This is a genomic window from Pseudomonas berkeleyensis (assembly GCF_014109765.1).
Taxonomy (GTDB): domain Bacteria; phylum Pseudomonadota; class Gammaproteobacteria; order Pseudomonadales; family Pseudomonadaceae; genus Aquipseudomonas; species Aquipseudomonas berkeleyensis.
In genome coordinates, this window is the sequence record NZ_CP059139.1 from 5454349 (window position 1) to 5479234 (window position 24886).

The 24886-nt window shown below is 64.1% G+C and carries 19 protein-coding genes; 7 read left to right on the plus strand and 12 right to left on the minus strand.

Annotation, left to right across the window (positions count from 1 at the left end; all coding sequences use genetic code 11):
* The first annotated feature begins 21 nt into the window (after positions 1-21).
* From HS968_RS25415 to HS968_RS25425, 3 genes are all read left to right on the plus strand, one after another.
* Positions 22-378 (plus strand): RidA family protein, encoded by a 357-nt coding sequence (locus HS968_RS25415; protein ID WP_119694911.1) that lies wholly within the window; start codon positions 22-24, stop codon positions 376-378.
* Between the two features lie 169 nt (positions 379-547).
* The gene (locus HS968_RS25420; RefSeq protein ID WP_182369290.1) at positions 548-1528 is read left to right on the plus strand and encodes a TAXI family TRAP transporter solute-binding subunit; all 981 of its coding nucleotides are present in this window, start codon (positions 548-550) and stop codon (positions 1526-1528) included.
* A 115-nt stretch (positions 1529-1643) separates the two neighbouring features.
* Entirely contained in the window at positions 1644-4208 is a 2565-nt protein-coding gene (locus HS968_RS25425; protein ID WP_182369292.1) for a TRAP transporter permease, read from the plus strand.
* A gap of 158 nt (positions 4209-4366) precedes the next feature.
* Here the strand turns inward: HS968_RS25425 and HS968_RS25430 are convergent, their stop codons facing one another.
* Positions 4367-4765 (minus strand): YbaN family protein, encoded by a 399-nt coding sequence (locus HS968_RS25430; protein WP_182369294.1) that lies wholly within the window; start codon positions 4763-4765, stop codon positions 4367-4369.
* Positions 4758-5348 carry a biliverdin-producing heme oxygenase gene (locus tag HS968_RS25435; protein WP_182369296.1) on the minus strand — a complete coding sequence of 197 codons (591 nt, stop codon included), beginning with the start codon at positions 5346-5348 and terminating at the stop codon, positions 4758-4760. The genes HS968_RS25430 and HS968_RS25435 overlap by 8 nt, the downstream gene beginning before the upstream one ends.
* Before the next feature lie 244 nt (positions 5349-5592).
* Here HS968_RS25435 and HS968_RS25440 point away from each other — a divergent pair, with 244 nt between their 5' ends.
* The 3 genes from HS968_RS25440 (at position 5593) to HS968_RS25450 (ending at position 9840) form a co-directional block, all read left to right on the plus strand.
* Positions 5593-6114 (plus strand): RNA polymerase sigma factor, encoded by a 522-nt coding sequence (locus tag HS968_RS25440; RefSeq protein WP_182371687.1) that lies wholly within the window; start codon positions 5593-5595, stop codon positions 6112-6114.
* 62 nt (positions 6115-6176) lie between these two features.
* On the plus strand, positions 6177-7127 hold the full coding sequence (locus HS968_RS25445) for a FecR family protein (RefSeq protein ID WP_238338982.1): 951 nt from the start codon (positions 6177-6179) through the stop codon (positions 7125-7127).
* Positions 7128-7224: 97 nt separating this feature from the next.
* On the plus strand, positions 7225-9840 hold the full coding sequence (locus HS968_RS25450; protein WP_182369300.1) for a TonB-dependent receptor: 2616 nt from the start codon (positions 7225-7227) through the stop codon (positions 9838-9840).
* 114 nt (positions 9841-9954) lie between these two features.
* Here the strand turns inward: HS968_RS25450 and HS968_RS25455 are convergent, their stop codons facing one another.
* The 8 genes from HS968_RS25455 to HS968_RS25490 all read right to left on the minus strand — a co-directional run bounded on the left by HS968_RS25455 (position 9955) and on the right by HS968_RS25490 (position 20612).
* Positions 9955-11280 (minus strand): TolC family outer membrane protein, encoded by a 1326-nt coding sequence (locus tag HS968_RS25455; RefSeq protein ID WP_182369302.1) that lies wholly within the window; start codon positions 11278-11280, stop codon positions 9955-9957.
* Positions 11277-12593, minus strand: a complete 1317-nt coding sequence (locus HS968_RS25460; protein WP_182369304.1) for an HlyD family type I secretion periplasmic adaptor subunit — start codon at positions 12591-12593, stop codon at positions 11277-11279. Before HS968_RS25460 ends, HS968_RS25455 begins: the two co-directional genes overlap by 4 nt.
* Positions 12590-14347, minus strand: coding sequence for a type I secretion system permease/ATPase (locus HS968_RS25465; RefSeq protein ID WP_182369306.1), 1758 nt, complete (start codon positions 14345-14347; stop codon positions 12590-12592). Before HS968_RS25465 ends, HS968_RS25460 begins: the two co-directional genes overlap by 4 nt.
* Before the next feature lie 164 nt (positions 14348-14511).
* Positions 14512-15123 carry a heme acquisition protein HasA gene (locus HS968_RS25470; protein ID WP_119694921.1) on the minus strand — a complete coding sequence of 204 codons (612 nt, stop codon included), beginning with the start codon at positions 15121-15123 and terminating at the stop codon, positions 14512-14514.
* Between the two features lie 102 nt (positions 15124-15225).
* Positions 15226-17910 carry a TonB-dependent receptor gene (locus HS968_RS25475; RefSeq protein WP_182371688.1) on the minus strand — a complete coding sequence of 895 codons (2685 nt, stop codon included), beginning with the start codon at positions 17908-17910 and terminating at the stop codon, positions 15226-15228.
* A 200-nt stretch (positions 17911-18110) separates the two neighbouring features.
* Complete coding sequence (locus HS968_RS25480) at positions 18111-19079, minus strand: FecR family protein (protein ID WP_182369308.1); 969 nt, start codon at positions 19077-19079, stop codon at positions 18111-18113.
* A 98-nt stretch (positions 19080-19177) separates the two neighbouring features.
* Complete coding sequence (locus HS968_RS25485) at positions 19178-19690, minus strand: RNA polymerase sigma factor (RefSeq protein WP_182369310.1); 513 nt, start codon at positions 19688-19690, stop codon at positions 19178-19180.
* Between the two features lie 61 nt (positions 19691-19751).
* A complete protein-coding gene (locus tag HS968_RS25490; RefSeq protein ID WP_182369312.1) occupies positions 19752-20612 on the minus strand; it encodes a LysR substrate-binding domain-containing protein in 861 nt (286 codons plus the stop codon).
* Between the two features lie 109 nt (positions 20613-20721).
* Between HS968_RS25490 and HS968_RS25495 the strand changes: the two genes are divergently transcribed.
* Positions 20722-21147, plus strand: a complete 426-nt coding sequence (locus tag HS968_RS25495) for a VOC family protein (protein WP_106738088.1) — start codon at positions 20722-20724, stop codon at positions 21145-21147.
* Between the two features lie 9 nt (positions 21148-21156).
* On the opposite strand, the gene HS968_RS25500 is transcribed toward HS968_RS25495, so the two are convergent.
* Positions 21157-21834, minus strand: a complete 678-nt coding sequence (locus HS968_RS25500; RefSeq protein WP_238338883.1) for a hypothetical protein — start codon at positions 21832-21834, stop codon at positions 21157-21159.
* Positions 21835-21938: 104 nt separating this feature from the next.
* Complete coding sequence (locus HS968_RS25505; protein WP_182369314.1) at positions 21939-24821, minus strand: EAL domain-containing protein; 2883 nt, start codon at positions 24819-24821, stop codon at positions 21939-21941.
* Between the last annotated feature and the right edge of the window lie 65 nt (positions 24822-24886).

The following is a 24886-nucleotide window of genomic DNA, read 5'->3' on the forward strand; positions in this document are numbered from 1 at the left end:
GCGCACCATTAGGAGAACACCATGAGCATCCAGCGTATCGACAGCAATCCTCGCCTCAGCGGCGCGGTGATCCACGGCGGGCTGGTCTACCTATCCGGCCAGGTGCCAACCGACCGCAGCCTGGACTGCGCCGGACAGACCCGCGAAGTCCTGGCCAAGATCGACGATCTGCTGGCCCGCGCCGGCACCGACAAGACTCGTCTGCTCAGCGCGCAGATCTGGCTGAAAGATATTGCGACAGACTTTTCGGCCATGAACGAGGTATGGGCTGCCTGGTTGCCGCAAAATAGCGCACCTGCCCGCGCCACCCTTCAGGCTCCGCTGGCATCCGAGGATGTACTGGTGGAAATCATGCTGACCGCCGCCCTCCCGGAGTGAGCCTGAGACTGTTGAGAATTTCGCGAGCCGAAGCCTGCTCCTGATGCAGCAGTGCCGAAGCGCAGCGAGCCTTGAACAGGGTTAAGTGGCGCGGTGATAGCCATTGGATAGGCAAGGCCTGCGGTTTGGGCCAAGCACAACAATCGACTAGAACAACAGGAAGCATCCCATGAAGAAATTCGCGATTTCCGGTGTATTCACCTCCGTGGCAGCGGCATTGGCCCTGTCCGCCACCAGCTCGCTCAGTCATGCGCAGGAGCGCTTCGTCACCATCGGCACCGGCGGCCAGACCGGCGTCTACTACGTTGCCGGGCAGTCCATCTGCCGTTTCGTCAACCGCCTGGGCACCGACCAGGGCGTACGTTGCAACGCACCGTCCACCGCCGCCAGCGTGTACAACATCAACGCCCTGCGCACCGGTGAATTCAACTTCGGTTTCATCCAGTCCGACCACCAGTACAAGGCCATGAACGGCCTGGCGCCGTTCGACAAGCAAGGCCCGATGGAAGAGATGCGCAGCGTGCTGTCGATGCAGACCGAGGTGCTGACCATCCTCGCCAGCGTCGCCTCCGGTGTGGAAAGCTTCGATGACCTGGCCGGCAAGCGCGTCAATATCGGCGTACCAGGTTCGGGTAGCCGCGACACCTTCGAAGAAGTCATGGAAGCCAAGGGCTGGACGCGCTCCAGCTTCGCCCTGGCCGCTGAACTGCGCCCTGCCGAAATGGCCTCGGCCATGGCCGACAACCGCCTGGATGTGATGACCTACGTGGTCGGCCACCCCAACGGCGCGATCCAGGAAGGCCTAAGCGTGGTCTCCGGCAAACTGATCCCGGTGGAAGGCCCGGACATCGACAAGTTCCTCGAAGAGAAAACCTACTACATCAAGACCGAAGTACCTGGCGGCCTCTATCCGGGCGTCGACCAGCCGGTACCGTCGCTGGGCGGCAAGGCGCTGCTGGCGACCAGCAGCAAGACCGATCCGGAACTGGTCTACCTGGTGGTCAAATCGATCTTCGAGAACTTCGACCGCTTCAAGCGCCTGCACCCGGCCTTCGCCAATCTGGAAGAGAAGGAGATGATCTCCGCCGGTCTGAGCGCCCCGCTGCATGAAGGTGCCGAGCGTTACTACAAGGAGCGTGGCTGGCTCTGACAGAGCCGCCACCCCGCCTGTTGCGGTCTGAGCCGGGCAAGCGGAGAGACCACTCGCGTCACCGAGATTACCGGCCGATCCTTCAGGATCGGCCGTTTGATTTGGAGCTGCACCCATGAATCAACAGAGCGCTGCCGAACTCGCTGCCCAGGAAACCGGTGCTCGTTCCCCGAGCGGGGTGATGGCCGGGCTGATCGCCACCCTGGCCCTGAGCTGGTCGCTGTTCCAGTTGTGGCTGGTTTCACCCCTGCCGTTCATTTTCAGTTTTGGCATCTTCAATGATGCCGAAGCCAGGGCCATCCACCTGGCCTTCGCCCTGACCCTGGCCTTTCTGGTCTATCCCGCATTCAGTCGTTCACCGCGCAGCCACGTGCCCTGGCACGACCTGCTGTTCGCCCTGCTGGCTGGCGCGGCGGTGCTCTACCTGTTCATCTTCTACCGCGAACTCTCCAGCCGGCCAGGCACACCGACCAGCCTCGACCTGCTCACCGCGCTGATCGGCATCCCGCTGCTGCTGGAAGCCACGCGCCGCAGCCTCGGCCCGGCGCTGGCGGTGATCGCCCTGGTGTTTCTCGTCTATTCCGTCGCCGGCCCGTGGATGCCCGGCATGCTGTCGCACCGCGGTGTGTCCTGGGAGGCGCTGGCCAACCACCAGTGGCTGAGCAGCGAAGGTGTATTCGGCGTGGCGCTGGGCGTGTCCACGGCCTTCGTCTTTCTCTTCGTGCTGTTCGGCGCCATGCTCGACCGCGCCGGCGCCGGCCATTACTTCATCCAGCTGGCGTTCTCCATGCTCGGGCACATGCGCGGCGGCCCGGCCAAGGCCTCGGTGATCGGCTCGATGCTGACCAGCCTGATGTCCGGCTCGTCCATCGCCAACGTGGTCACCACCGGCCCCTTCACCATTCCGATGATGAAGAAGGTCGGCTACCCCGGCACCAAGGCCGCCGCCATCGAAGTGGCCGCCTCGACCAACGGCCAGATGATGCCGCCGGTAATGGGCGCTGCAGCCTTCCTGATGATCGAGTACGTCGGCATTCCCTATGTCGAGGTGCTCAAGCACGCCCTGTTGCCGGCGACCATTTCCTACATCACCCTGCTCTGGCTGGTGCACCTGGAAGCGGTCAAGCAGGGCATGGCCGGCCTGCCGCGGCCAACGCCGAAGCCCATTCTGCTGCGCCTGATGACGCTGAGCTTCGGCATCGCCCTGGTCAGCGCCCTGGCCCTGGCCGTGTACTACGGCCTCGGCTGGCTCAAGCCGCTGTTTGGCAGCAATGCCAGCTGGGTGATCGCCGGGCTGATCGCCATTGCCTACCTGGTGCTGATCCGTATTTCCGCCGGGGTCGAACAGCTCGCCGCGGAAGACCCGGAAACCGCCCTGACCCAGTTGCCGGACACCCGCAAGGTGTTCCTCTCCGGCCTGCACTTCCTGCTGCCGATGGTGATCCTGGTCTGGTGCCTGATGGTCGAGCGCCTGTCCCCCGGCCTGTCGGCCTTCTGGGGCGTGCTGTCTTTGATCGTCATCCTCATCACCCAACGCCCGCTGCTCAACCTGATGCGCCGCGACCCGCTGCGTCGCGCCGGCACCCTGCGCAATGGTCTGTATGACCTGTACGCCGCACTGCAGGCTGGTGCACGCGGCATGATCGGCATCGGCGTGGCCACCGCCACCGCCGGCATCGTGGTCGGCGCCATCTCGCAGACCGGCGTCGGCATCGTTCTCGCCGACCTGGTGGAAACCCTGTCGATGGGCAACCTGCTGCTGATGCTGGTGCTCACCGGGGTGTTCTGCGTGGTGCTCGGCCTCGGCCTGCCGACCACTGCCAACTACATCGTGGTGTCGTCGCTGATGGCGCCGGTGATCGTCTCGCTCGGCCAGCAGCACGGTCTGGTGGTGCCGCTGATCGCGGTGCACATGTTCGTCTTCTACTTCGGCCTGCTGGCCGACTCCACACCACCGGTGGGGCTGGCCTCGTTCGCGGCGGCGGCAATCGCCAAGGACGACCCGATCAAGACCGGTATCCAGGCCTTCATCTACGATGCGCGCAGCATCGTCTGGCCGTTCATGTTCATCTTCAACACCGACCTGTTGCTGATCGACGTGACCGTCACCCAGGGCATCATCACCTTCTTCAGCGCCACGCTGGCGATGCTGGTGTTCGCCTCGGCCACCCAAGGCTGGTTCATCACCCGCAACCGCTGGTTCGAACTGCCGTTGCTGCTGCTGATTTCCTTCACCCTGTTCCGCCCGGACTTCTGGCTGGATCGCATCACCCCGCCCTACCACAGCGAGCCACCGGCACGTTTCGCCGAAGCGCTGGAGCAGGCCGAACCCGGCGACGATCTACGCCTGGTGGTGCGCCAGGAGGAAGTGGACGGCAGCACCCGCGACCTGACGGTGATGTTCAAGGTGCCGGACAGTGTGCCCGAGGAACGCCTGGAGGCCCTCGGCCTGACGCTGTATGAAGAGGGCGAGCGCACCCTGATCGACGCGGTGAGCTTCAGATCGGCAGCCGAACGCGCCGGCCTGCAGTTCGATCAGGAAATTCTCGAACTGCAGATGGAATCCCACCGTCCTCCCAAGGAAATCATGTGGATTCCAGCGGTTCTCCTGCTCGGCCTGATGGGCTGGCTGCAACTGCGCCGGGCGCGGGCGCAGCAACTGCCGCAGACCTTGTTCTGAAGGGAAAAGGCGCTCCTCTGGAGCGCCTTTGGGTAGGGTGCGCCGTGCGCACCACGAGATCGCCGGTGCGCACGGCGCACCCTACGGAGCCACAGCCCTGTAGCCCGGATGCACGCTGACCGTCCCGGATTGCATCCGGGCTACGGGATCTTGCCCCCCTACCCGGCCTTCGGTTTCTCCGGCCGTGTCCAGATGAACAGCGCACCGCAACTCATGCCGGCCGCGGCGAACAGCACCGACGGCAGGTGATCGACCGTCAGCAACAGGACGGCCAAAGCCACCAGCATGCTCAGGCTGGCCACCCATTTGGTGCGTCGGGCGATCAGACCGCCGTTCTTCCAGTCACGCAGCAGTGGGCCAAAGATACGATGGTTCTCCAGCCAGGCGGCCAACCGTGGTGAGCTGCGTGAAGCCGCCCAGGCGGCAAGCAGAACGAACTCGGTAGTGGGCAGCCCCGGCAGTATCACGCCGAGCATGGCCATGCCGATGCTCAGGTAGGCCACCAGCAACCACAGCCAGCGCTGCCAGGCCGAACGCGCCAGCGTGGCTTCAGGCAAAACAACGTTCCAGGTGCACGGTGAAGCGCTCGAAAGCGGCAATCGCCGCCGCCTCGGCCAGACGCTCCTGCTCGGCATCCAGCTCGACGCTATCGAGCACCGCCGTGAACGCTTTCCAGCCTTGCGCACGACCACCTTCCGGCTCACCGAGATGACGCGCGCCGAAGGTCTCGCTCAAACCCAGCGCCGGCATGCGCTTGAGCAGGAAAGCCGCGCCCAACTTGGAACCTTCGGACACGAACAGCCAGGCCAAGGCCTCACCGGTGCCCATGGTCGTGTTGCGGATACTGTCATCGCCCTCGGGCAGTGCGCGGTTCAGATCGGCCAGATCCAGCCTGGCCTGTTCGACGCGGCAACGCTGCGGTAGATCCGGCACCAGTTTGATCAACTCGGGATCGTTGTAGAGTTTTTCCAGATCACGCTGGAACAGATACTGGGCCGCCACGAAGTGGGAGAACCGCTCCGGGCTGCCGAACGGATCATGGCTCTTCACCAGATTGTCGAGCTTGCTATGCGGCTCGTGAGTGACCTGGTTCAGGCGCTGCGAACGCAGCGGATGGGAAAGTTGCGAAGAGGCGTTCATGAAAAGCTCGCTGATGACTGGCATGAAGTTAGACCGATCTAACGCCCTGGATAGCTGCGCGAGATGCGCAAGGCGTTCGACCACCACTGCCTTATAAAGACGAACGAACCTGCCAACCTCCGTAAAAATAACGGTGAAATACAGCGAGGTCTCGCCCGATACGACGCGCCAGTGCCCCGCTCGCTAGTCGACCTTATTAAAAATGATTATTATTTATTTTGTAGTCGGCGAACCGGGCTTGCCAGTGACCATTTCCAACCTAGACAGCGTATTCATCAACCAGCGCACCCCGCTGCTGCGTACCCTGGTGAAAATCGTGAAGAACGCCAGCATCGCCGAGGAGCTGGTGCAGGAAACCTACCTACGGGTGGCCCGTAGCCTGCGCGAAAAACCGGTCGATCATCTAGAGCCCTTTCTGTTCCAGACAGGGCGCAACCTGGCGCTCGACCACCTGCGCCGCGAACGCATGCAGTCGCGCACCATGCTTGATGACGTGCCGGACGCCATCATGCAGGCCGTCCCGGCACCCGGCTCATCCAGTGAAGACAGCCTGCATGCCGAGCGCCTCCTGCAGCGCCTGGGCAGTGCACTGGAGCAATTAAGCGAGCGCCAGCAGCGCATCTTCATCCTCAGCCGCCTGCATGGCCAGGGCTATGCCGAGATCGCCGCCGAGCTGGGTGTTTCACCCAGCACGGTACAAAAAGAGCTCAAGTTGATCATGGCCTTGTGCATGACCCTGCTCGACCGCCTGAGCCCGCCGACATGAGCGACTATCGCTCACTCACACCTTCGGCCAGAATATTGCCCCCCGGTTTCGAGAACAGCCCGATGCATCAGCAGCAGGGATCACCCACCGACAGCGACACGCCGTTGAGCCAGGCGCTGGACTGGCTGCTCCTGCTGGAAAATGCCGACGACGATTGTCGGGCGCGATTCGCCGAGTGGTTGGCCGCCTCCCCGGCCAATGCCGAAGCGTTCGAACGCGCCCAGCGCTGCTGGCAAGCGCCCATACTGGTGACCGCCGCCGCTCGCCTGGAGCGCAGCAGACAGACAGCACCCAAGCGTTCGCGGCGCATCGGCAGAACCCTGGCGATTGCCGCCTCACTGCTGCTGGTAGTCGGTATCACCCTGCAAAGCGACCTGCTACTGCGTTTGCGGGCCGACCATGTCACGGCCATCGGCCAACGGCAAAGCCTGGATCTGGCCGACGGCTCGCGCGTACTGCTCAACACCGGCAGTGCCTTCTCCAGCCAGATCGACGAGCGCCAGCGCGTCACGCAACTGCTGCGTGGCGAGGCCTACTTCGACGTTGCCAAGGACAGCAGCCGCCCCTTCCAGGTTGCCGCCGGGCCCATTCTGATCTCGGTACGCGGCACCGCATTCTCCGTCCGCTATCTCGGCGACGAGGCCGAAGTCAGCGTCGAACGCGGCGAGATCGAGGTGCACACACGAGGCAACGACAGCCGCATCTACCTGGCCAGCGGCGACAGCATCCGGGTCGGCCCAGACGGTATTGGCAATCGCACCCACGGCGCCACGGCCAACCAACTCGCCTGGGTTCAGGGCCGTCTGATCTTCGATGATCGCCCTCTGCACGAAGTGCTGGACGAGCTGCGCCGCTACTACCCCGGCTGGATCATCAACGGCAATTCCCGCCTGGATGACCTGCGCATCACCGGAAACTATCGCCTGAGCGAACCCACCGACATCATGCGCTCGCTGGCACAAGTGACCTCGGCCCAGCTTCACGAATACCCGTCGCTACTGATTCTCAACTGAGAAGAATAATTTTTACGCTCTCGCAAGAGTCGTTCGTCTCGTCAGAACAATGCAAACAATTCGCATTAACTGACCGACGCACACAGAGAGCTTACCCATGTCCCTTCACACCCGACGCCAGCGTTCCCTGCGGCTGTCCAGCGCCAGCCTGTCGCTACTGGCACTCTCCATTTCCTGCGCCAGCCTGCCACTGCTGGCTCAAGCCGCCGATGGTTCACCCGCCGCCGAACAGCAGAGTCAGAGCGGTTACCGCTTCGCCATCGAGCGCCAGCCCCTGGTTGCTGCGCTGAACGCATTCAGTGACGTCACGGGTTGGCAGATTGGCCTGCCGGCACAATTGGCCGACGGCATTGAATCACCGGGGATCAATGGCCGACTGTCGCCAGAGCTGGCCCTGGCGCGCCTGCTCGAAGGCACCGGCCTGAGCTACCGCAGCATTGGTGAGCGCAGCGTGGTGCTGGTGAAGAACCCGTCTCAATCGCTCGCCCTGCAAGCGATGACGGTCACCGCCACGCTTCACGAGCAGGATGTAAACGCCGTTCCCAGCACGGTCAGCGTGCGTGATCGAACCGTTCTGGATCGCAACAACATCAACACCATCAAGCAGCTGGTACGCGACGAGCCAGGCGTCTCTGTCGGCGGAACTGGTCAGCGCTCCGGCCTCACCGGCTACAACATCCGCGGTATCGATGGTAACCGGGTGCTGACTCAGGTCGACGGTGTCGAGATCCCTGCCAGCTTCTACTACGGCCCCTATGCCAATACCCAGCGCAACTATGTCGATCCGGAAATCATCAAGCGGGTGGAAATCCTCCGCGGCCCGGCCTCGGCCCTGTATGGCAGCAATGCCATTGGCGGGGCGGTCAGCTATTTCACACTCGACGCGAGCGACATCATCAAGGAAGGCCGCGATGTCGGTGCTCGGCTGAAAAGCGGCTACAGCTCCGCAGACGAAAGCTGGCTGAGTTCGGCGACCATCGCAGGCCGCTATCAGGACTTCGATGCCCTGCTGCATCTATCTCAGCGTAACGGCCACGAGACCGAGTCCTACGGTAACCACGGCGGTACCGGCCTGGGCCGCACCGAGGCCAACCCCGAGGACGTACGCACCACCAACGTTCTGGCCAAGCTGGGCTGGAACTACAACGACAGCGACCGCCTGCAACTGACCTACGAGAAGTACAAAGACGACCGCGACAGCAATCAACTCAGTGCCGTCGGCGGGCCGTTCAATGCCCCGACCATTGGTGTGGGGCAGAACTACTACGCGGGCCGCAGCGGCAACGACACCATCACCCGTGAGCGCTTCGGCCTGGAGCACAGCCTAGCCCTGGACAGCCTGCTGGCCGACAGCCTGAAATGGAGCCTGAACTACCAAATCGCCAAGACCGACCAGAGAACCCAGGAGCACTACACCGCCAGGAACTTCTTTACCCAGGCCATCACCCGCGACGTGATGCGCTATCGCAGCACCGACTACAAGGATCGCCAGTGGGTGCTCAACGCACAGTTGGACAAAGCCTTCGCCCTGGGTGAAACGGATCACCTGCTGACTTACGGCTTCAACCTCAAGCACCAGGATGTAACCGGCCAACGCAGCGGTTATGGTGTATGCCTGCAGGCACTGGGCACCAACTGCCCCAGCGTCGGTGCGATCAGCAACAACACGGGCGATACCCTCACCACCCAGAGCGATTTCCCAGACCCAACCGTCGATGTCTACGGCGTGTTTCTGCAGGACGAAATCCGCTGGAATCAGTGGACCTTCCTGCCGGGTCTGCGTTACGACCGCACCAAACTCAAGCCCGACCTGACCGACGAGTACCTTGCCAGCGCCCCGCCCACCAGCACCTTCGAGCCCACCGAGGCAAGCAAGACCTGGCAGCGCGTCTCGCCCAAACTCGGCGTGACCTATGCCTTCGATGAGCAATACACCGGCTTCGCCCAGTACGCAGAAGGCTTCCGTACGCCTACGGCCAAGGAGATGTATGGTCGCTTCCAGAACAACAATCCGTCCTACATCGTGGAACCCAACCCGAACCTCGACCCGGAAACCAGTCGCAGCCTGGAAGCCGGCCTGCGCGGTAACTTCGAAGGCGGCAACTTCAGCCTGGCGGTGTTCTACAACCGTTATCGCGACTTCATCGATGAAGATGCCGTAGGAGCCAATGGCGGCCAGACCATATTCCAAAGCCGCAACATCAGCCGCGCCACCATCCGCGGTGCCGAGGCCAAGGGACGTTTGAATCTGGACAGCTTCGGCGCGCTGCCAGGTCTCTACACCCAGGGTTCGATTGCCTATGCCCGCGGTCGTGACGAAGAAAGCGGCGAGCCGCTGAACAGCGTCAACCCGCTGACCGGCGTATTCGGTCTGGGCTACGAGCAGGAGCGCTTCGGTGGCTTGCTGAACTGGACGCTGGTCAAACGCAAGAGCCGTATCGACAACAGCGGATTCAACTCCCCGACCGGCGACGGCAGCCAGTTCGCCACGCCCGGCTACGGCATCCTCGACCTGACCGGTTACTACAAGCTGACCAACGATCTGACCATCAACGCCGGCCTGTACAACCTGACCGACAAGCAGTACTGGCTGTGGGACGACGTACGCGGTTACGACGGTAATGGTGAGGCAGGTGTTACCGCTCCAGCCAACCTCGACCGCCTGAGCCAGCCCGGTCGCAACTTCGCGATCAACCTGGTCTGGGATATCTAAGCCCCCTCCGGCCGCCCTTGCGTGAATCATCCGCACGCCAGGGCGCGCCGCCTTCCGTAGGGTGCGCCACGCGCACCGGCCGTTCGCCGCCAGAATTGGTGCGCATGGCGCCCCCTACCCCCGCTCCGCAACGAAATACCCCGCCAGACTGAGCAGATCCTGCTCATCAAATATTCCCGCCAGATAACGCAGCTGCAACCAGGCCCGCAGGTAGCCGTGACGCGCCTCGGCCAGGTCGCGGCGGGCACTGTGCAGTTGCTGTTCGGCGTCGAGCACGTCGAGGTTGACCCGCTCGCCGCCGGCCACGCTCCTGCGCGTCGCCTCCACCAGTGTCTGCGCGGCGCTTACTGCCAGACGGTAGGCGCGCACGCGCGCGGCGGCGCTGTTGCACAGGTTGAACTGCTGACGCAGGCGGGTAAGCACCTCGGCGGTCTGCGCATCCAGCTCGAAGCCGGCCTGGACATGGGCGGCCGTGGCCTGACGGGTCGCCGCGCTCACCCCGCCACCGGCGAACAAGGGCACGCTAAGCTGGATGCCGATGCTGTCGGTGTCGTACTGCTGGTTGTAGCTGCTCTCCGAATCGGAGCGGGTCAGGCGACTGCTGGCCACCAGGCTGAGCGTCGGCAGATGGCCGGCGCGCTGTTTTTCGATGCTCTGTGCAGCCACGTCGACAGCACGGCGCTGCGCCGCCAGATCGGCGTTGCCGGCCACGGCCAGGTCGCGCCAGGCCTCGAAACGAGACGGCTGCGGCGGCTGGATCGGGAAGTCATCGAGCAACGGTTGCAGGTCGCTGTGCGCCAACGGCTCGCCGACGATGGCTTCCAGCGCACGCAGGGCCACGTCCAGGTCGTCCTGCGCCTGGATCAGCTCGGCCTCGGCCAGGGCCAGGCGCGCCTCGGTTTCCAGCGCGTCGGTGCGCGTGCCCTCACCGGCCTGCAGCAGGCGCTGATTGAGGCGCAGGCGCTCGGCCAGGGCACGGCGCTGGGCTCGTGCCAGGGCGATGCGCTCGTCACTCAGCAGCGCCTGGCTGTAGGCCTCGAACAGACGCACCGCCAGCTCCTGGCTGCGCCCGCGAAAGCGCTCGTCGGCCAACAGGGTACGCGCCACACCCTGGCGGTAGTCGGCCCAGGCAGCGTAGTCGAACAACGGTTGCTGCAGGCTGAGCACCGAGGCGTAGCTGCGGTAGTCACGGTCGACGCGCTGCTCCCCTGCCGTCACTTCGGAGTCGTTGCGCTGGTTGCTGTAGCTCCACGATAGCCGTGGCAACAGTCCGGCACGGCCGATGGCCTGACTCTCCAGGCCCGCATCACGCTCGGCGATGGCAGCCTGGAAGGTCGGGTCATGGCGCAGCGCCAGGGCATAGGCATCGAGCAGGCCGAGGGCATGCGCCGGCAGGACACAGCACAACAGCAGGCACAAGCAGAGCAGACGCACGCTCATTCCTCCGCCATGGCCAGGTGGGTACGGTCGAGCAGCGGCTTGAACAGGTAGTTGAGCAGCGAACGCTCGCCGGTGCTGATGAACGCCTCCACCGGCATCCCAGGGCGGACGCGCAGCCCGTCCAGTTGCTGCATAGCCGATTCGTCGACACGGATGCGAATGGCGTAGTACGGCTCGCCGCTGCGCTCATCCTGCAGTCGATCAGCGGAAACCAACTCCACCGTACCGGCGACACGGGGCGTGGTGCGCTGCTCGAAGGCGGTGAACAGCAACTCCACCGGCAGACCGGGGTGCACCTTATCCACCAGGGCCGGGCTCAGGCGGCCTTCGACCAGCAGCGGCTGATCCTGTGGGACGATCTCCATCAATGCCTGCCCAGGTGCGACCACACCACCCTCGGTGAAGACGCTGAGCCCGACCACCAGGCCGCTGGCCGGGGCACGCAGCAGGGTGAGTTGCCGCTCGGCCTCGATTCCGGCGAGGCGGTGGTGCAATTCTTCGCTGCGAACCTGCGTCTCGGCCAGTTGGCTACGCACCTGTTCCTGGAACTGCTCACGGCGCTGCGCGCCACGCAGACCTAATTCGGCGATCTGCCGCTGCAGTTGGGCGATGCGCCCAATGTCATCGGCCAGCAGGCCGCTCAGCTCGGCACGCTGGCGTTCGACATCGAGCAGGCGGTTACGCGGGATGTACTGTTCAGCAGCCAGCTCACGCAGGCCCAACAGTTGCTCGTCGAGCACATGCAACTGAGCTTGCTTGCTGATGCGCAGCGCACGCAGGCCACCGAGTTGCGCCTCGCTGCCGGCCAGATTCTGCGCCAGGCCGTCGAGCTCCAAGGCCAGGGCCTGGCGGCGGCTGGCGAACAACTGGCGCTGCAGCTCCAGGCTGGCGGCCACCAGGGGATCGTCCGGCTGCGCCAGCAACCAGGGGTCGAAGTCGATGCTGTCGGCGCCATCGCGCTCGGCCGCCAAACGCGCGGCGCTGGCCCGGCTGCCTATCAGTTGCGCCCGCAGTGCCTCGGCTTGCGCCAGCAGCGCCTGGTCATCCAGCTCCAACAACGGCTGGCCGGCCTGAACCGCATCACCATCGCGAGCCAGAATGCGCCGTACGGTGCCACCAGTGGGGTGCTGCAGCGCCTGCCGATTGCCGCTGACCATGACCGTTCCACTTACCGGTACGCCCTTGTCCAACGGCGCCAGCGCGGCCCAGGCCAGGAAACCACCGAAACCGGCGAGCAGCAGCCACCAGCCGAGCCGCGTCGGTGCACGGGCATCGACGACGTGCAGGGGCTGAAGCGTCGCTGGCGCGCTCATTGCTGGCCTCCCGGCACGGCGCCGTAGCTCATGCTCAGGGTCGGCGCGACACGCCGTACCGGTGCGCTCTGCGGCGTCGGACGTGCGGCCTGCTGCAGATCCTGCAGCACCCGGGCGGCCGGACCGAAGGCCTGCATCTGCCCGCCACGCAGTACCAGCAGTTGGTCGGCGCCCTTGAGCAGCGCCGGGCGGTGGCTGACCAGCACCAGCGTACGCCCCTGCTCGCGCAGACGGTCGAGCGCGGCCAGCAGTGCCTGCTCGCCCGCTTCGTCGAGGTTGGCGTCGGGTTCGTCGAGCACGATCAGCGCCGGCAAGCCGTAGACTGCCCGGGCCAGGCCGATGCGTTGCTTCTGCCCGCCGGACAGCCCGGCACCGCCCTCGCCCAGACGCGTGTCGTAACCCTGCGGCAAGCGCAGGATCAGCTCGTGCACCCCAGCCATCTGCGCTGCCGCGACGACCTTGTCCGCCTCGACTTCGGCGAAACGGGCGATGTTCTCGGCGATGCTGCCAGCGAACAGTTGCACGTCCTGCGGCAGGTAGCCGAGATACGGGCCGAGCACGCTCTTGTCCCACTGCTGCAGGTCGGCACCATCCAGGCGTACCTTGCCGGACAACGGCGCCTGCGCCGCTACCAGCAAGCGCGCCAGGCTGGACTTGCCGCAACCGGAGGGCCCCAGAACCACCAGGCGCTGGCCCGGTTCCAGGGCGAAGCTGACCCCTGCCAGCACCGGTGTGCGCGAACCCGGCGCACAGGCCGACAACTGTTCCACACGCAGTTCGCCACGCGGTGCCGGCAGGCGCATGCCGCTGGCACGCGGCGGTTGCGCACGCAGCAGGTCGCGCAGGCGCTGATAGGCCTGCTGCGCGCCGCTCCACTGCTTCCAGGCACCGATCAACTGATCCAGTGGGCTGAGCACACGGCCGGCGAGAATGGAACCGGCGATCATCATGCCGGGGGTGATCTGACCCTCCACGGCGAGCAGTGCGCCGAGGCCGAGCATCAGCGACTGCAATGCCAGGCGTACGCCCTTGGAGGCTGCCGCGAAACCAGCGCCCTGCTCGCTGGCACGGTTCTGCAGGTGCAGGAAACGGCCGTGCTCGGCCTGCCAGCGCTGGCGCAAACGCGCCAGCATGCCCATGGCTTCGGTCGCCTCGGCATTGCGCAAGTGCGCACTGGCCGCCTGGGTCGACTGGATCGCCAGTTGCCCGGCCTCGGCCAGGGCCGCACGAGTCAGCCACTGATTGCCCCAGGTCAGCGCTAGCAGCAATACCGCGCCCCCCAATGCCAACCAGCCGAGCCAGGGATGAAAGAGGAACAGCACCGCCAGGTAGAGCGGAAACCAGGGCGCATCGAACAGGGCGAACAAGGCATTGCCGGTGGCGAACTGGCGCAGGCTGGTCAGGTCGTTAAGCGGCTGTGCACTGCTGCCACGCCCCACGCGCAGGCTGGCATCGAAGGTGGCATCGTAGACGCGAGCGCCCAGGCGCTGGTCGATCTGCGCGCCAAGGCGGATCACCACCAGGCTGCGCACCCACTCCAGCCCCCCCATGAAGACATACAGACCGAGCACCATCAGGGTCAGCATGGCCAGGGTCATCTGGTTGCCCGAGGCCAGCACACGGTCGTAGACCTGCAGCATGTACAGCGCTGGAGCCAGCATCAGCAGGTTGATCACTGCGCTGAACGCGCCGACGCTGAGGAAGCCACGCCGACAGATCGCCAGGGCGGCGAGGATTTCATTGGAGGGTTGCATGCCTTCGGGCCCCAGAAACGCCGCCTGCCGGATTGACGCAGCAGGCCGCGCATGTCGAGAATTCGTCGGCCACCGTGGCGCGAGTTGTTCAGGCCAGCACCACGGTGGTCGTTGCCGGCGGCCGGGAGAGCGATCTCCCCGCCGCCTTTTTCATCACCGCTCGGTCAGGCCGCGAGGGCCAGATCGTCCGCCAGTTCCGGAACACCGATCAGCTCGGCCGAGCTGGTGCTCAGCGGGCCAGCCGCCAGGGCAGCGGCGACCACGTCGAAGGTGTCGTCGGTGGACACGCCGTAGGCGGCGAACAGGTCGTCCAGCACCGTTTCCAGTGGAGCGGTATTGCCTTGCATCAGGCTGTAGAGCGTCTCGTGCACTTCGTTGCCGACACGGCCAGCACCAAAGGCAGCGGACAGATCCAGGCCGCTGAAGGTGACCACGTAATTGCTCAGGCTGAAATCGCTACCCGAACCACCGCCGAGCACCTCACCCAGAGAGATGTTGTCCAGCTGGCCGTAGAGGTAGTGGTTCTGATTGCTGCTGGCGGGCAGAGCCGGGTTGAACACGTAATTCAGACTCGTGTCGCTGTCAGCGATAAAGGCGTAGTCCGAGCCGTTGGCGCCGTGGGTGGCGTACTGATCGCCGCTGAAGGTGCCATTGCTGAAGCCACCGGTGTTGCTGTAGCCGTGCCCCGCCGTGGCGAAGCCGGTCGACCAGAACGCCAGGTAGTCATCGATGGTCGAGCTGCCGAAAATTGGGTCGTAGGTAACAGAAACGCTCATGACAAGTCCTCTAGTACAGAGAGTTTGGACGGCGATACATCAGGTACCACCGCCTTTGCCCGAAACGGGCAAAGCCTTGCCCCGGCCCTTGGCCGGGGCCGTTCAGAATCGATATTCGAGCATCCCACTGAGGGTGCGACCGCGCGCCAGGGAGAGATTGTTGGCATCCCCCATGGCGACGAAGTAGGCCTGGTCGGTGACGTTCTCCATCGACAGCGCCAGGTTCAGGCTGCGCGTCATCCAGTAACTGGCGTAGAGGTCGTAGACCTTGTATTGCGGCCAGAGCGCCTGGTCGATCTGGGTATACCCATGAGACTCGAGGTTCTCACCGTTGCCCTTGCTGTAACGCAGGCGCGCGCCCACATCCAGGCGCTTGTCGAGAAAGCGCATACCCAACGTCAGCGAGCCTCGATCAGCCGGCATATAGGACGCATTGCCCATGATCTGGCTGCAGGTGACCAGATCGTTCAGCGCAGCATTGGGCCGCGCCTCGTAAAGAGGGCGTTGCACTGGAATCTGAATGGGCCCGACCTGAATGAAGCCGGGCACGGTGCCCACCTGAACACGCTCCTGCGCGCCGCCCATGTAGAACTCCTTCGAGCAGAAGTCGTTGCTACCGATCATGTGGGTGTAACTAATACGGGCGTAGTAGTCCTCGGCATCGTAATCAAGGTTGTACTCGATACCGCGGAAACGGGTTTCCTCCAGATTGTTCTGGTAAGCCGAGCGCCCCAGACCGATACCGCCGACAGTACCGCCCGGCACGCTGACGTTTATGTCCATGAAGGAAAAGTTGTCGATGCGTGTGTCGAAGTAGGCCACCTTGGCTCCGAGGCGATCCCCATCTCGCAGCAAGGACTCCTTGAAGATGTTGAAGCCCACCTCCCAGTTGTGGGAACGCTCGGCCTCGAGGAATGGGTTGGGGTAGACCATCTCCGATCCACCACCGCCGTGAGGGCGGCCGGACATGAACGCCTCAGTCACAGCCGGCGGACGCCAGCCCTTACCCCAGCGCGTGTAGAGCTGCAGCCAGTCCAACCCCGGCTTGATCGCCAGCCCTAGCGTGGGCGAGAAGCGTCCCTCCTCCCGATCCACATCGAACACCAGCGAGCGCTCTACATTGTTGCTGGCCGTGAACTGACCAGCCGGAAGCATCCATACCGTCAGCCCGGTATCGCCCTCCAGGCGATAACGGTCATAGCGCAACCCGGCATCAAAGGTCAGCCAGTCGTCGTAGTCGTAGACCACTTCACCGAAGAGGCTGGCCAAGGTGCGCTCACCTTCGGGCGTTGCACCCTTGACATAGGGATAGGCCGTTTCATTGACAGCAGGTGTGCGCGTGGTGGAAGGCTTGAAAGTGTCACGGAACAGCTCGCTGCCATAGGTGACGGCGAACTGGTGCAGATCGCCGATGTAGAAACGCGAGGTGTTCTGCAGTTGCAGGCCCCAGGTGTCGGTGCGGTACTTGTCCGTGTAATCGGGGTACCAGTTGCCGCTGCCGGGAGTCGCCATGCTGCCGGCATTCCAGCGATCCTGACGAGTACTGACGTAGTAGAGCTTGGCCTTGAAGTCGATCAGATCGTCATCGGGGCTGTAGCTGTAGTCCAGCGCCGTATTGCGGGCGATGATGTCGCTGGTGCCATTGCGCACGTAATAGGTGCTCTGCTCATCGGCCGAGGTATAGGCCCAGGCATCCTTGCTGTCGGTGTCGTACTCCAGATAACTCAGCTGCAAACGCTGGTCTTCCGGCAGGTTCAACCCCAGCTTGAACAGCCGTGAACGGGTCACGCTGCTCATTTCCTCGACCTCGGATTCCAGCCAGTCCTCCCAGGCTCTTGGGGCCTGCTGGCGTGATCGGATCTGCGTACCCAGGTTGTCCTTGTCATTGGTACCGGCGCGGTAGTCACCGAAATGCCGCTCGCTCACGCCCAGCAGGACATCGCCGATCTCGTTACCGAAGGCGAATACGACACTGCCGTTGAAGTAAGTGCCATTGCCCAGCTCGCCGATACCATGCCCGGTGCGCAGGCGCCCACCGAACTCCTTGCCCTCACCAAGAAACTCGCGTGCATCGAGCGTATTGAACGAGGCGATCCCACCCAGCACACCAGCACCGCCCATGCCGGCACTGGTGCCCTTGTCGATCTCTACGCTGGAAATGAATTCGGGGTCGACGAACATCACGCCGTTGCGCTGCTGATGGCCGTTGACGCTGAAGTTCTGACGCATGCCGTCGATGTTCATGTTCACCCGGCCATAGTCCTGCACACCGCGAATGTTCACCGACAACCCGGGGTCGCGCTGATTGACGGCGGTATAGACGCCCGAGGTTTCCTCCAGCATGTCGGCGGCATGACGCGGTGGGCGCCGGTCGATCTGCTCACGGTCGATCACCGCCACCGAGCGCGGCTTGAGGTAGGTTTCCTGGCGCTCGCTGAGCAGTTGCCCCTGCACGGTGGTGGATTGCAGTTGCAGCGCCTGGTCATCGCTGAGGACACGCCGAGTCAGGGTGACGTGCTGCACGCCATCGAAGCGATAGTCCACCGGCGTGCTGTCGAGCAGGCGGCGCAGGCCTTCATCGAGGGAGTAGCGGCCTTTCAGGGCGGTGCTGACGAAATCCTGCAGCCGCGCGCTATCGAAGAACACCTGTACGCCAGCCTGCTCGGCGAATGCCAGAGCGGCGCGATCCAGTGGCTGAGCAGCGATATCGAACTCCACCACCTGGCGCTGTGCGAGCGCCCTGTCGCTTGCCGACGCTGCAGCAACAGCGGTGCTGCTCAGGGCCATGGCCACGCCCAGTGCAACACTGCCGAGCAGCGGCGCAGGGCCACGACGGCGAAACGTGGGTGGTACTACGGAACGACGATGACTCACGACTGACTCCAAGCTATTTTTGTTGATAATGAAAATCACTAACAACAAAGACGCCCGACAGACGGAAAGTCAGTAACTCGATGGAAAACTTTTTTCGCAGATCGCGAAAAGGATCAGTAGATCAGGCTGACGCCCAGTAATTCTCGGTGCTGCAGCTGCATCTCACGGGTCAGAGTGGCCAATGCATCGTCCAAGCCATCGAGGCGGAATACGCCACTGACCTCACGCTGCGCCAAGGCATCGCGACCAATGAGGATGTAACCCGGTCGGTAGCGGTTGAGCTGCTCGATCACCTGGCCCAGTGGCTGCCGGTCGAATATCAGCAAGCCACGCTGCCAACTGGCAGCACGCTGCAGATCGAGCGATGCGTCATGCATACCGGCAGCGTCATAACGCACGCTATCGCCTTCCTCCAGACGTCGCTGCTGCTGCGCGGCATTGACCTGCACAGCATGTTCGAGAACACCAACCAGTGTCCGTTCGCCCGCTTCATGCTGAACCAGGAAGCGCGTACCCAGGGCCTGGACAGAACCGCCCGATGCCACGACGACGAAAGGGCGGCCGGCCTGCGGCGCCACCTGGAAAATCGCCGCCCCCGCCAGCAGCTCCACCCGGCGCTGGCCAGCGGAATAATCCAGGCGGATGGCGCTGCCACTGTCGAGAATGACATCGCTGCCATCGGACAAGGTCAGGCTGCGCACCTCTCCCACCGCAGTGTGGTGGTCAGCCAGCAGCGGCAGAAGCATACGCTCGCCCTGACTCAGCCCCAGCCCGCCGAGCAGCAGCGTCAGGCAGGCAGCCGCGCTCCAGCGACGCAGCCGGGTATGGCGCCTGGGCAAGCGCGAGGCGTTGGAAGCGACGGACGTCGCGCGGCGTGGCAAAGGCTTCTCGGCCGGCAAGCCGCCCAGCGCCGCCCAGGTGCGCTGGGCGAAGGCCAACGCCTCGGCATGCCGGGGGTCAGCCTGCAACCACTGCTGCAACGCCTCGCGCTGGGGGTCATCGAGTGCACCGTCAGCGAGCAATACCGCCCACTCGGCGGCCGCCTCGCGGATACTCCGCTGCTGCGGATCTTGGCTAATCACGCTCACTCTCGATTCTCGTTATAGGTCGTTGCGAACCGGGCGGCTCGTGCCCGTCTCAAGTAATGACGCGCGACAGCGGATTTTACCGTAACACCGCCTCATACCTGCTCGCCCGCCTCGACCAGGCGCTCCATCACATGCGCCAACGCCCGCGCCAGATGCTTCTGCACCGAACTGTCGGAAATGTCCAGCTGACGCGCCACCTGAGCGTGGGTCAGGCCTTCGATACGGTTGAGCCGGAAGATTTCCTGAGTGCGCAACGGCAGTTCGGCAATGGCACGCTGAAGACGCTCCACGCCCTGGCGAGCCGCAATGATCTCGTCCATCGAACTACCACCAGCCTCGACCTCGAACAGGACGTCATCGGCAACCAGATCGGTCTTGCGGCGAATCTGCTGGCGCTGATGGTCGATCAGCAGGTTGCTGGCCGTGCGGTAGAGGTAGGCCGGTGAATTGTCGATGCGCTCACCACCACGCTGCTCGGCCAGGCGCAGGAAACTTTCCTGGGTGAGGTCAGCGGCCAGTTGCGGGTCGCGGCTCTTGCGCAGCAGGAAACTGTGCAAGGCCTTGGCGTGCTTCTGGAACAGGCCTTTGAGATCCAAGTCCGACAATCGTGCATCCCTGGTCTTGGGCGAGAGGAAAGCGGCATCTTATTTTTATTGAGAACCATTTTCAATTCTGTAGATCGAGACAACTCAACAGACAATCCAACGCTGGCTGCCGCTGGGCCCGTCGTAACAGCGCGACCAACTCGCGGTGGAAGGTCAGCTCGCCCAGCTCGATCACCCTCAAGCGCGTCGGCCGCTGCAACCACAACCCGGCGCGCGGCACCAGGGAGACGCCCATGCCGTTTTCCACCAGGCGCACGATGGCTTCGACCTCATCGAGTTCCAGCGCTTCACGCACGTTCAGGCGCTGCTCGCGGAGAAAGCGGCTGACCTGACGCCCACCGAACGAAGCACGGTCATAGCGCACGAAGGGCTGTTCGGCGAGCAGGCGCAGCGGGTCATCACCGACCACCTCCAACGGCGCGATCAGTACGAAAGGCTCGCGCGCCAGCGGCACTTCCAGCAGTTCCTTGGGCAAGGCGAAAGGCGGCTTGATCAGCAGGGCCAGATCCAGCTCGCCGGCATCCAGTTGGCTGAACAACTGCAATGACACGCCCGGTACCAGTTTCAACTCCACGAGCGGAGCCAGCTGGCGAAAACGCGGTAGCGCCTCGGCCAGCAGCCCGGTTTGCAAGGTAGCGATGGCACCGACACGCAATTCCCCCTGCCACTGATCGGCCGCCTGCGGCAGCGCCATCTGTGCGTACAAGGCGAGCATCTGCTCGGCCAGTGGCAGCGCATGCCGGCCCGCCGCGTTGAGCACGGCGGCACGGCCGCTGCGGTCGAACAGGCGCACGCCGAGGTGCTGCTCCAGCACACGCATCTGCGCACTGACCGCCGACTGGGTCAGGCCGACCTGCTGGCCAGCGGCGGCAAAAGTACCCAGGCGGGCGACGGTGACGAAGGTCTTCAGCTCGCGCAGCATCGATGCCTCAATTGATCAAAAACATTTGAGCTTGCGAGCAAGGATATTCGCTTTCAATCAATTCCGCTGTTGTTAGGCTGGTGCGAAAAATCAACAGAGGTATACCGTGATGTCCCTTGCCCCCTTTCACCTGGCGATTCCCGTCTACGACCTGGCTGCGGCGCGCTTTTTCTATGGCGAGGTGTTCGGTTGCGCCGAAGGCCGTAGCAGCGAGCACTGGGTGGACTTCGATTTCTTCGGCCACCAGTTGGTGATTCATGAAGCGCCGAAGATGGCCTATCAGGAATCCGCGGTCAGCAATCCGGTGGACGGCCACGACGTACCGGTGCCGCACTTCGGCGTGGTGCTCGGCTGGAATGACTGGGAGGCCCTGGCCGAGCGCCTGCGCAGCCGCGAGACGAAGTTCGTCATCGAGCCCTACGTGCGCTTCAAGGGCCAGGTCGGCGAGCAGGCCACCATGTTCCTCCTCGACCCTTGCGGCAATGCCCTGGAGTTCAAGGCCTTCAAGGACATTGGCCAGCTGTTCGCCAAGTGAACGCCGCCCCTAGAGCGCGACCGCTTCCTGCACGCGCTCGGGCAACAGCTCGCGCAGTTCGTCGTTGGCCTCAAGCAGCAACGGCAACAGCGCGCGCAACACCACTGGCTTGAGGTGGGCGCAAACGTCAGCCTGACGTGGCAGCGGCAGCCCACCGAGCACCCGCGCCGAGATAGCCACGTTGTCATCGGCGGCGGCGGCTTCGGTCAACCTGCACAGATACCCGGTGGAAAAGCTGCGCAGGCTCTGCACGATCAGGTCGATGTCGACGATATGCCGGGCGATCTGCAGCACGTGAGCAGCATCGTTGATGCCGTAGATCAGCACCTTCACCTGTTTGGCCGACAGGCACTCGGCGTAGCGCGCAGCCGTGGCGAAGGCGCCGATCACGCAGAGCTGGCGAGCCACCTGCAGATGCACGTCGTCCGGCAGGGCAAGGTAGGCGTCGAGAATCAAGCGTGGATCGAGGTGAGTGGTGACCTGGGCGAGAAACTCGATGGGCAGTTCGAGAATCAGCTCGCGCAACTGCTCTGCCGGCATATGTGGCGACAACTGCGCGGCCTGTACCGGGCCGAGTTTCTGCACCAGCGCCGCTTTCACCGCCACCGGCGCCATGCTCTGCGAGGCCAGCAACAGACGCTGCGCCATGCTCAGGGAGGGGCCTTGGCCATCGGGGTGCTCCTTCACGACAGGGGACGCGCAGCATCCCGCAGCGCATCAGAACAACGCAGCCATCTTTGCTCCGGTCAGCACCACGCGCGCGTCACGGGCTGGGTAGAGAGGAAACGCCGTTACGCCAGCGGGCGGTCGATCTGCGCGCGCAGCAGCTCGGCAAAGTCGCAGGCCTCGATCGGCCGGCTGATCAAAAAACCCTGGATCTCGTCGCAGGCCTGGCTCTTGAGGAAATCCATCTGCGCCTGGGTCTCGACACCCTCGGCCACCACCTTGAGTTCCAGGCTGTGGGCCATGGCGATGATCGCGCGGGTGATGGCGGCATCCTCACCACCTGGCGACAGGTCACGAATGAAGGTCTGATCGATCTTCACGTAGTCCACCGGGAAACGCTTGAGGTAGCTGAGCGAGCTGTAACCGGTACCAAAGTCGTCGATGGCCAGTTTCACCCCGAGGTTGCGCAGTTGCTGGAAGGTGGCGATCACGCTCTCAACGTTGTCGAGCATCTGGCTCTCGGTCAGCTCCAGCTCCAGCCAGTACGGTGCCAGGCCGGTCTCGTCGAGCACCTGGCGCACCAGGCTGGCGAGGTTACCCTGGCGTAGCTGATGCACCGACAGGTTGACCGAAACACGGATGTTCGCCAGCCCCTGGCGCTGCCATTCGCAGGCCTGGTAGCAAGCCTGGCGCAGGACGAACTCGCCGATGGGCACGATCAACCCGGTTTCCTCGGCCAGGCCGATGAACTCGCCTGGGGCGATCAGCCCCTGCTCGGGATGGCGCCAGCGCACCAGCGCCTCGGCGGCACTGAGACTGTCATCACGCAGGTCCAGCTTGGGCTGGTAGAACACCTCCAGCTGGCCATCGTCGATGGCCTTGCGCAGGCGGTTTTCCAGTTGCAGGCGCTCCAGGGTGCAGGCCTGCAGGTTGTCGGTGAAGAACTGGAAAGTGTTGCCGCCCAGGTGCTTGGCATGTTGCACAGCCATGTTGGCCTGGCTGATCAGGGCGCTGATCTCACGGGCGTAATCCGGCAGCAGGCTGATACCCAGCGAGGCGCTGACCACCAGTTCGTGGCCGCCGACAGTCATCGGCACACGCAGTTTGGCCAGCAGCCGGCTGGCTACCCGCGCCAGGCTGGACAGGCTGCCGTAGGCGTCGAGGATGATGGCGAACTCATCGCCGGACAGCCGCGCGATGCAGTCCGCTTCCGGCACGGCCTGGGTCAGGCGGCGACTCATCTGCCGCAGCAACTGGTCGGCAATTTCATGGCCGAGGCTGTCATTGAGCAGCTTGAAGCGATCCAGGTCGATATGCACCAGGGCAATGCTGCGACCGCTCTGCCGTGCGCGCTGACTGGCCTCGTGCAGGCGTTCCTTGAACAGGCTGCGGTTGGCCAGGCCGGTCAGTTCGTCGTAGTGCGACAGGTAGCGCAGGCGCTCTTCAGCCTCGCGCCGCGCGGTCAGGTCGGCGAAGAAGCCGACGATATGACTGGGCCGGCCGGCGGCATCGCGCACCAGGTTGAGCTGCAGCCACTGCGGGTAGAGTTCGCCACTCTTGCGTGTCTCGATCAGTTCGCCCTGCCAGGTGCCACTGCTGTCCAGTTCCTGGCGGATCATCTGGTACTGCTGACGCATCTCACGGCTGCCGATCAGGCTGGTGACCCGGCGCCCGAGCACGTCTTCGCGGCTGTAGCCGGTCACTGCGCTGAACGCTCGGTTCACGGCGAGCAGGCGGTAGTCCGGATCGAGGATGCAGATACCCTCGCTGGCGGCTTCGAATACCGTCGCCGCCAGGCGCTGCTGTTCCTCCTGCTGGCGGCGCACGCTGATGTCGCGTCGCGTACCGAGCATTCGCAACACCCGGCCATTGGCGTCACGCTCGACTGCGCGGCCGCGATCCTCTATCCACACCCAGTGGCCATCGGCATGCCGCACGCGGTACTCGATGTGGTAATCCTCGCTGCGCCCCTTCATGTGCGCCACCAACGCCCGGCGCAGTGCCGGCAGATCGTCCGGGTGCAGGCGCGGAGTGAGGTCGCGCAGCATCACCTGTACCTGCTCGGGCTCCAGGCCAAACAGCTCGCGCAGGTGCGAGTGGTGCACCTGATCGCTCTGCAGATCCCAGTCCCACAGGCCCAGTTCGCTGGCCTCCATGGCCAGGGCCAGGCGCGCCTGGCTCTTGCCCAGGGCGTGGGTCGCCTCATCCAGTTCCAGGGTGCGCTCGGCGACACGCATCTCCAGTTCACCATGGGCGCTACGCAACTCTCGCTCGGCACGGCGGCGTTGCTCCACCTCGCGGGCCAGCTCTTCGTTGAGGCCTTCGGCCTGCTGCTTGGCCTGCTGCAGATGGGCGATCAGCGCCAGGTTGTGGAAACGCCGCACCAGGCTGCGCTGCACCAGGCGATTGACCTGCCAGGCCACCACCAGCAACGCGAGAAAGAGGATGACGCTGAGCAGGCCCCAGCCGCGTTGCAGGCTGTTATCGCTCAGCAGCAGGAAGGCCGCCGATGGCACCAGGCATGGCAGGGCGAAGGTGAGAAAGGCCGAGAGGCTGACCGCGTAGGCCACGCTGGCGGAGAGGATCGCCGCAGCAATCAGGCCGTAGACCAGTGCCTGCTGGTAGAACACATCGGCGGGCACCAGGGCAATTACCGCGAAAGCCAGGGTCAAGCCAGAGGCGCCGGCGCCGAACAGGAAGATACGCCGCCAGTAGGATTCGGCCTGACGGCTGGGCAAGGCCTCGCTGAACGCGTTCACCTGGGTCAGGCGCAGCAACACCAGCAGCACCACCCAGCCCAGCCACCCGGCCAGCAACGGCGTGCTCTGCTGATCCCACAGCAACAAGGTGCCCGCCAGCCCGACCAGCAGCATCAGCATGGTCGGCAGGCGCGAGCCCTGATAAAGCAGGCGGGTACGCTCGGCGGCAATATCCGTGGCGAACTGACGCTCGGCCAGCTGCGGGTCCAGCGTCACCTCTTGTACTACGGCGCTAGGAGTGGCGGTCATAGGCGATGTTCTTGTAATGGTTGCCTGAGGGTCTGCGCCACGTTTTGGCAGCGGTCACAGCCCTG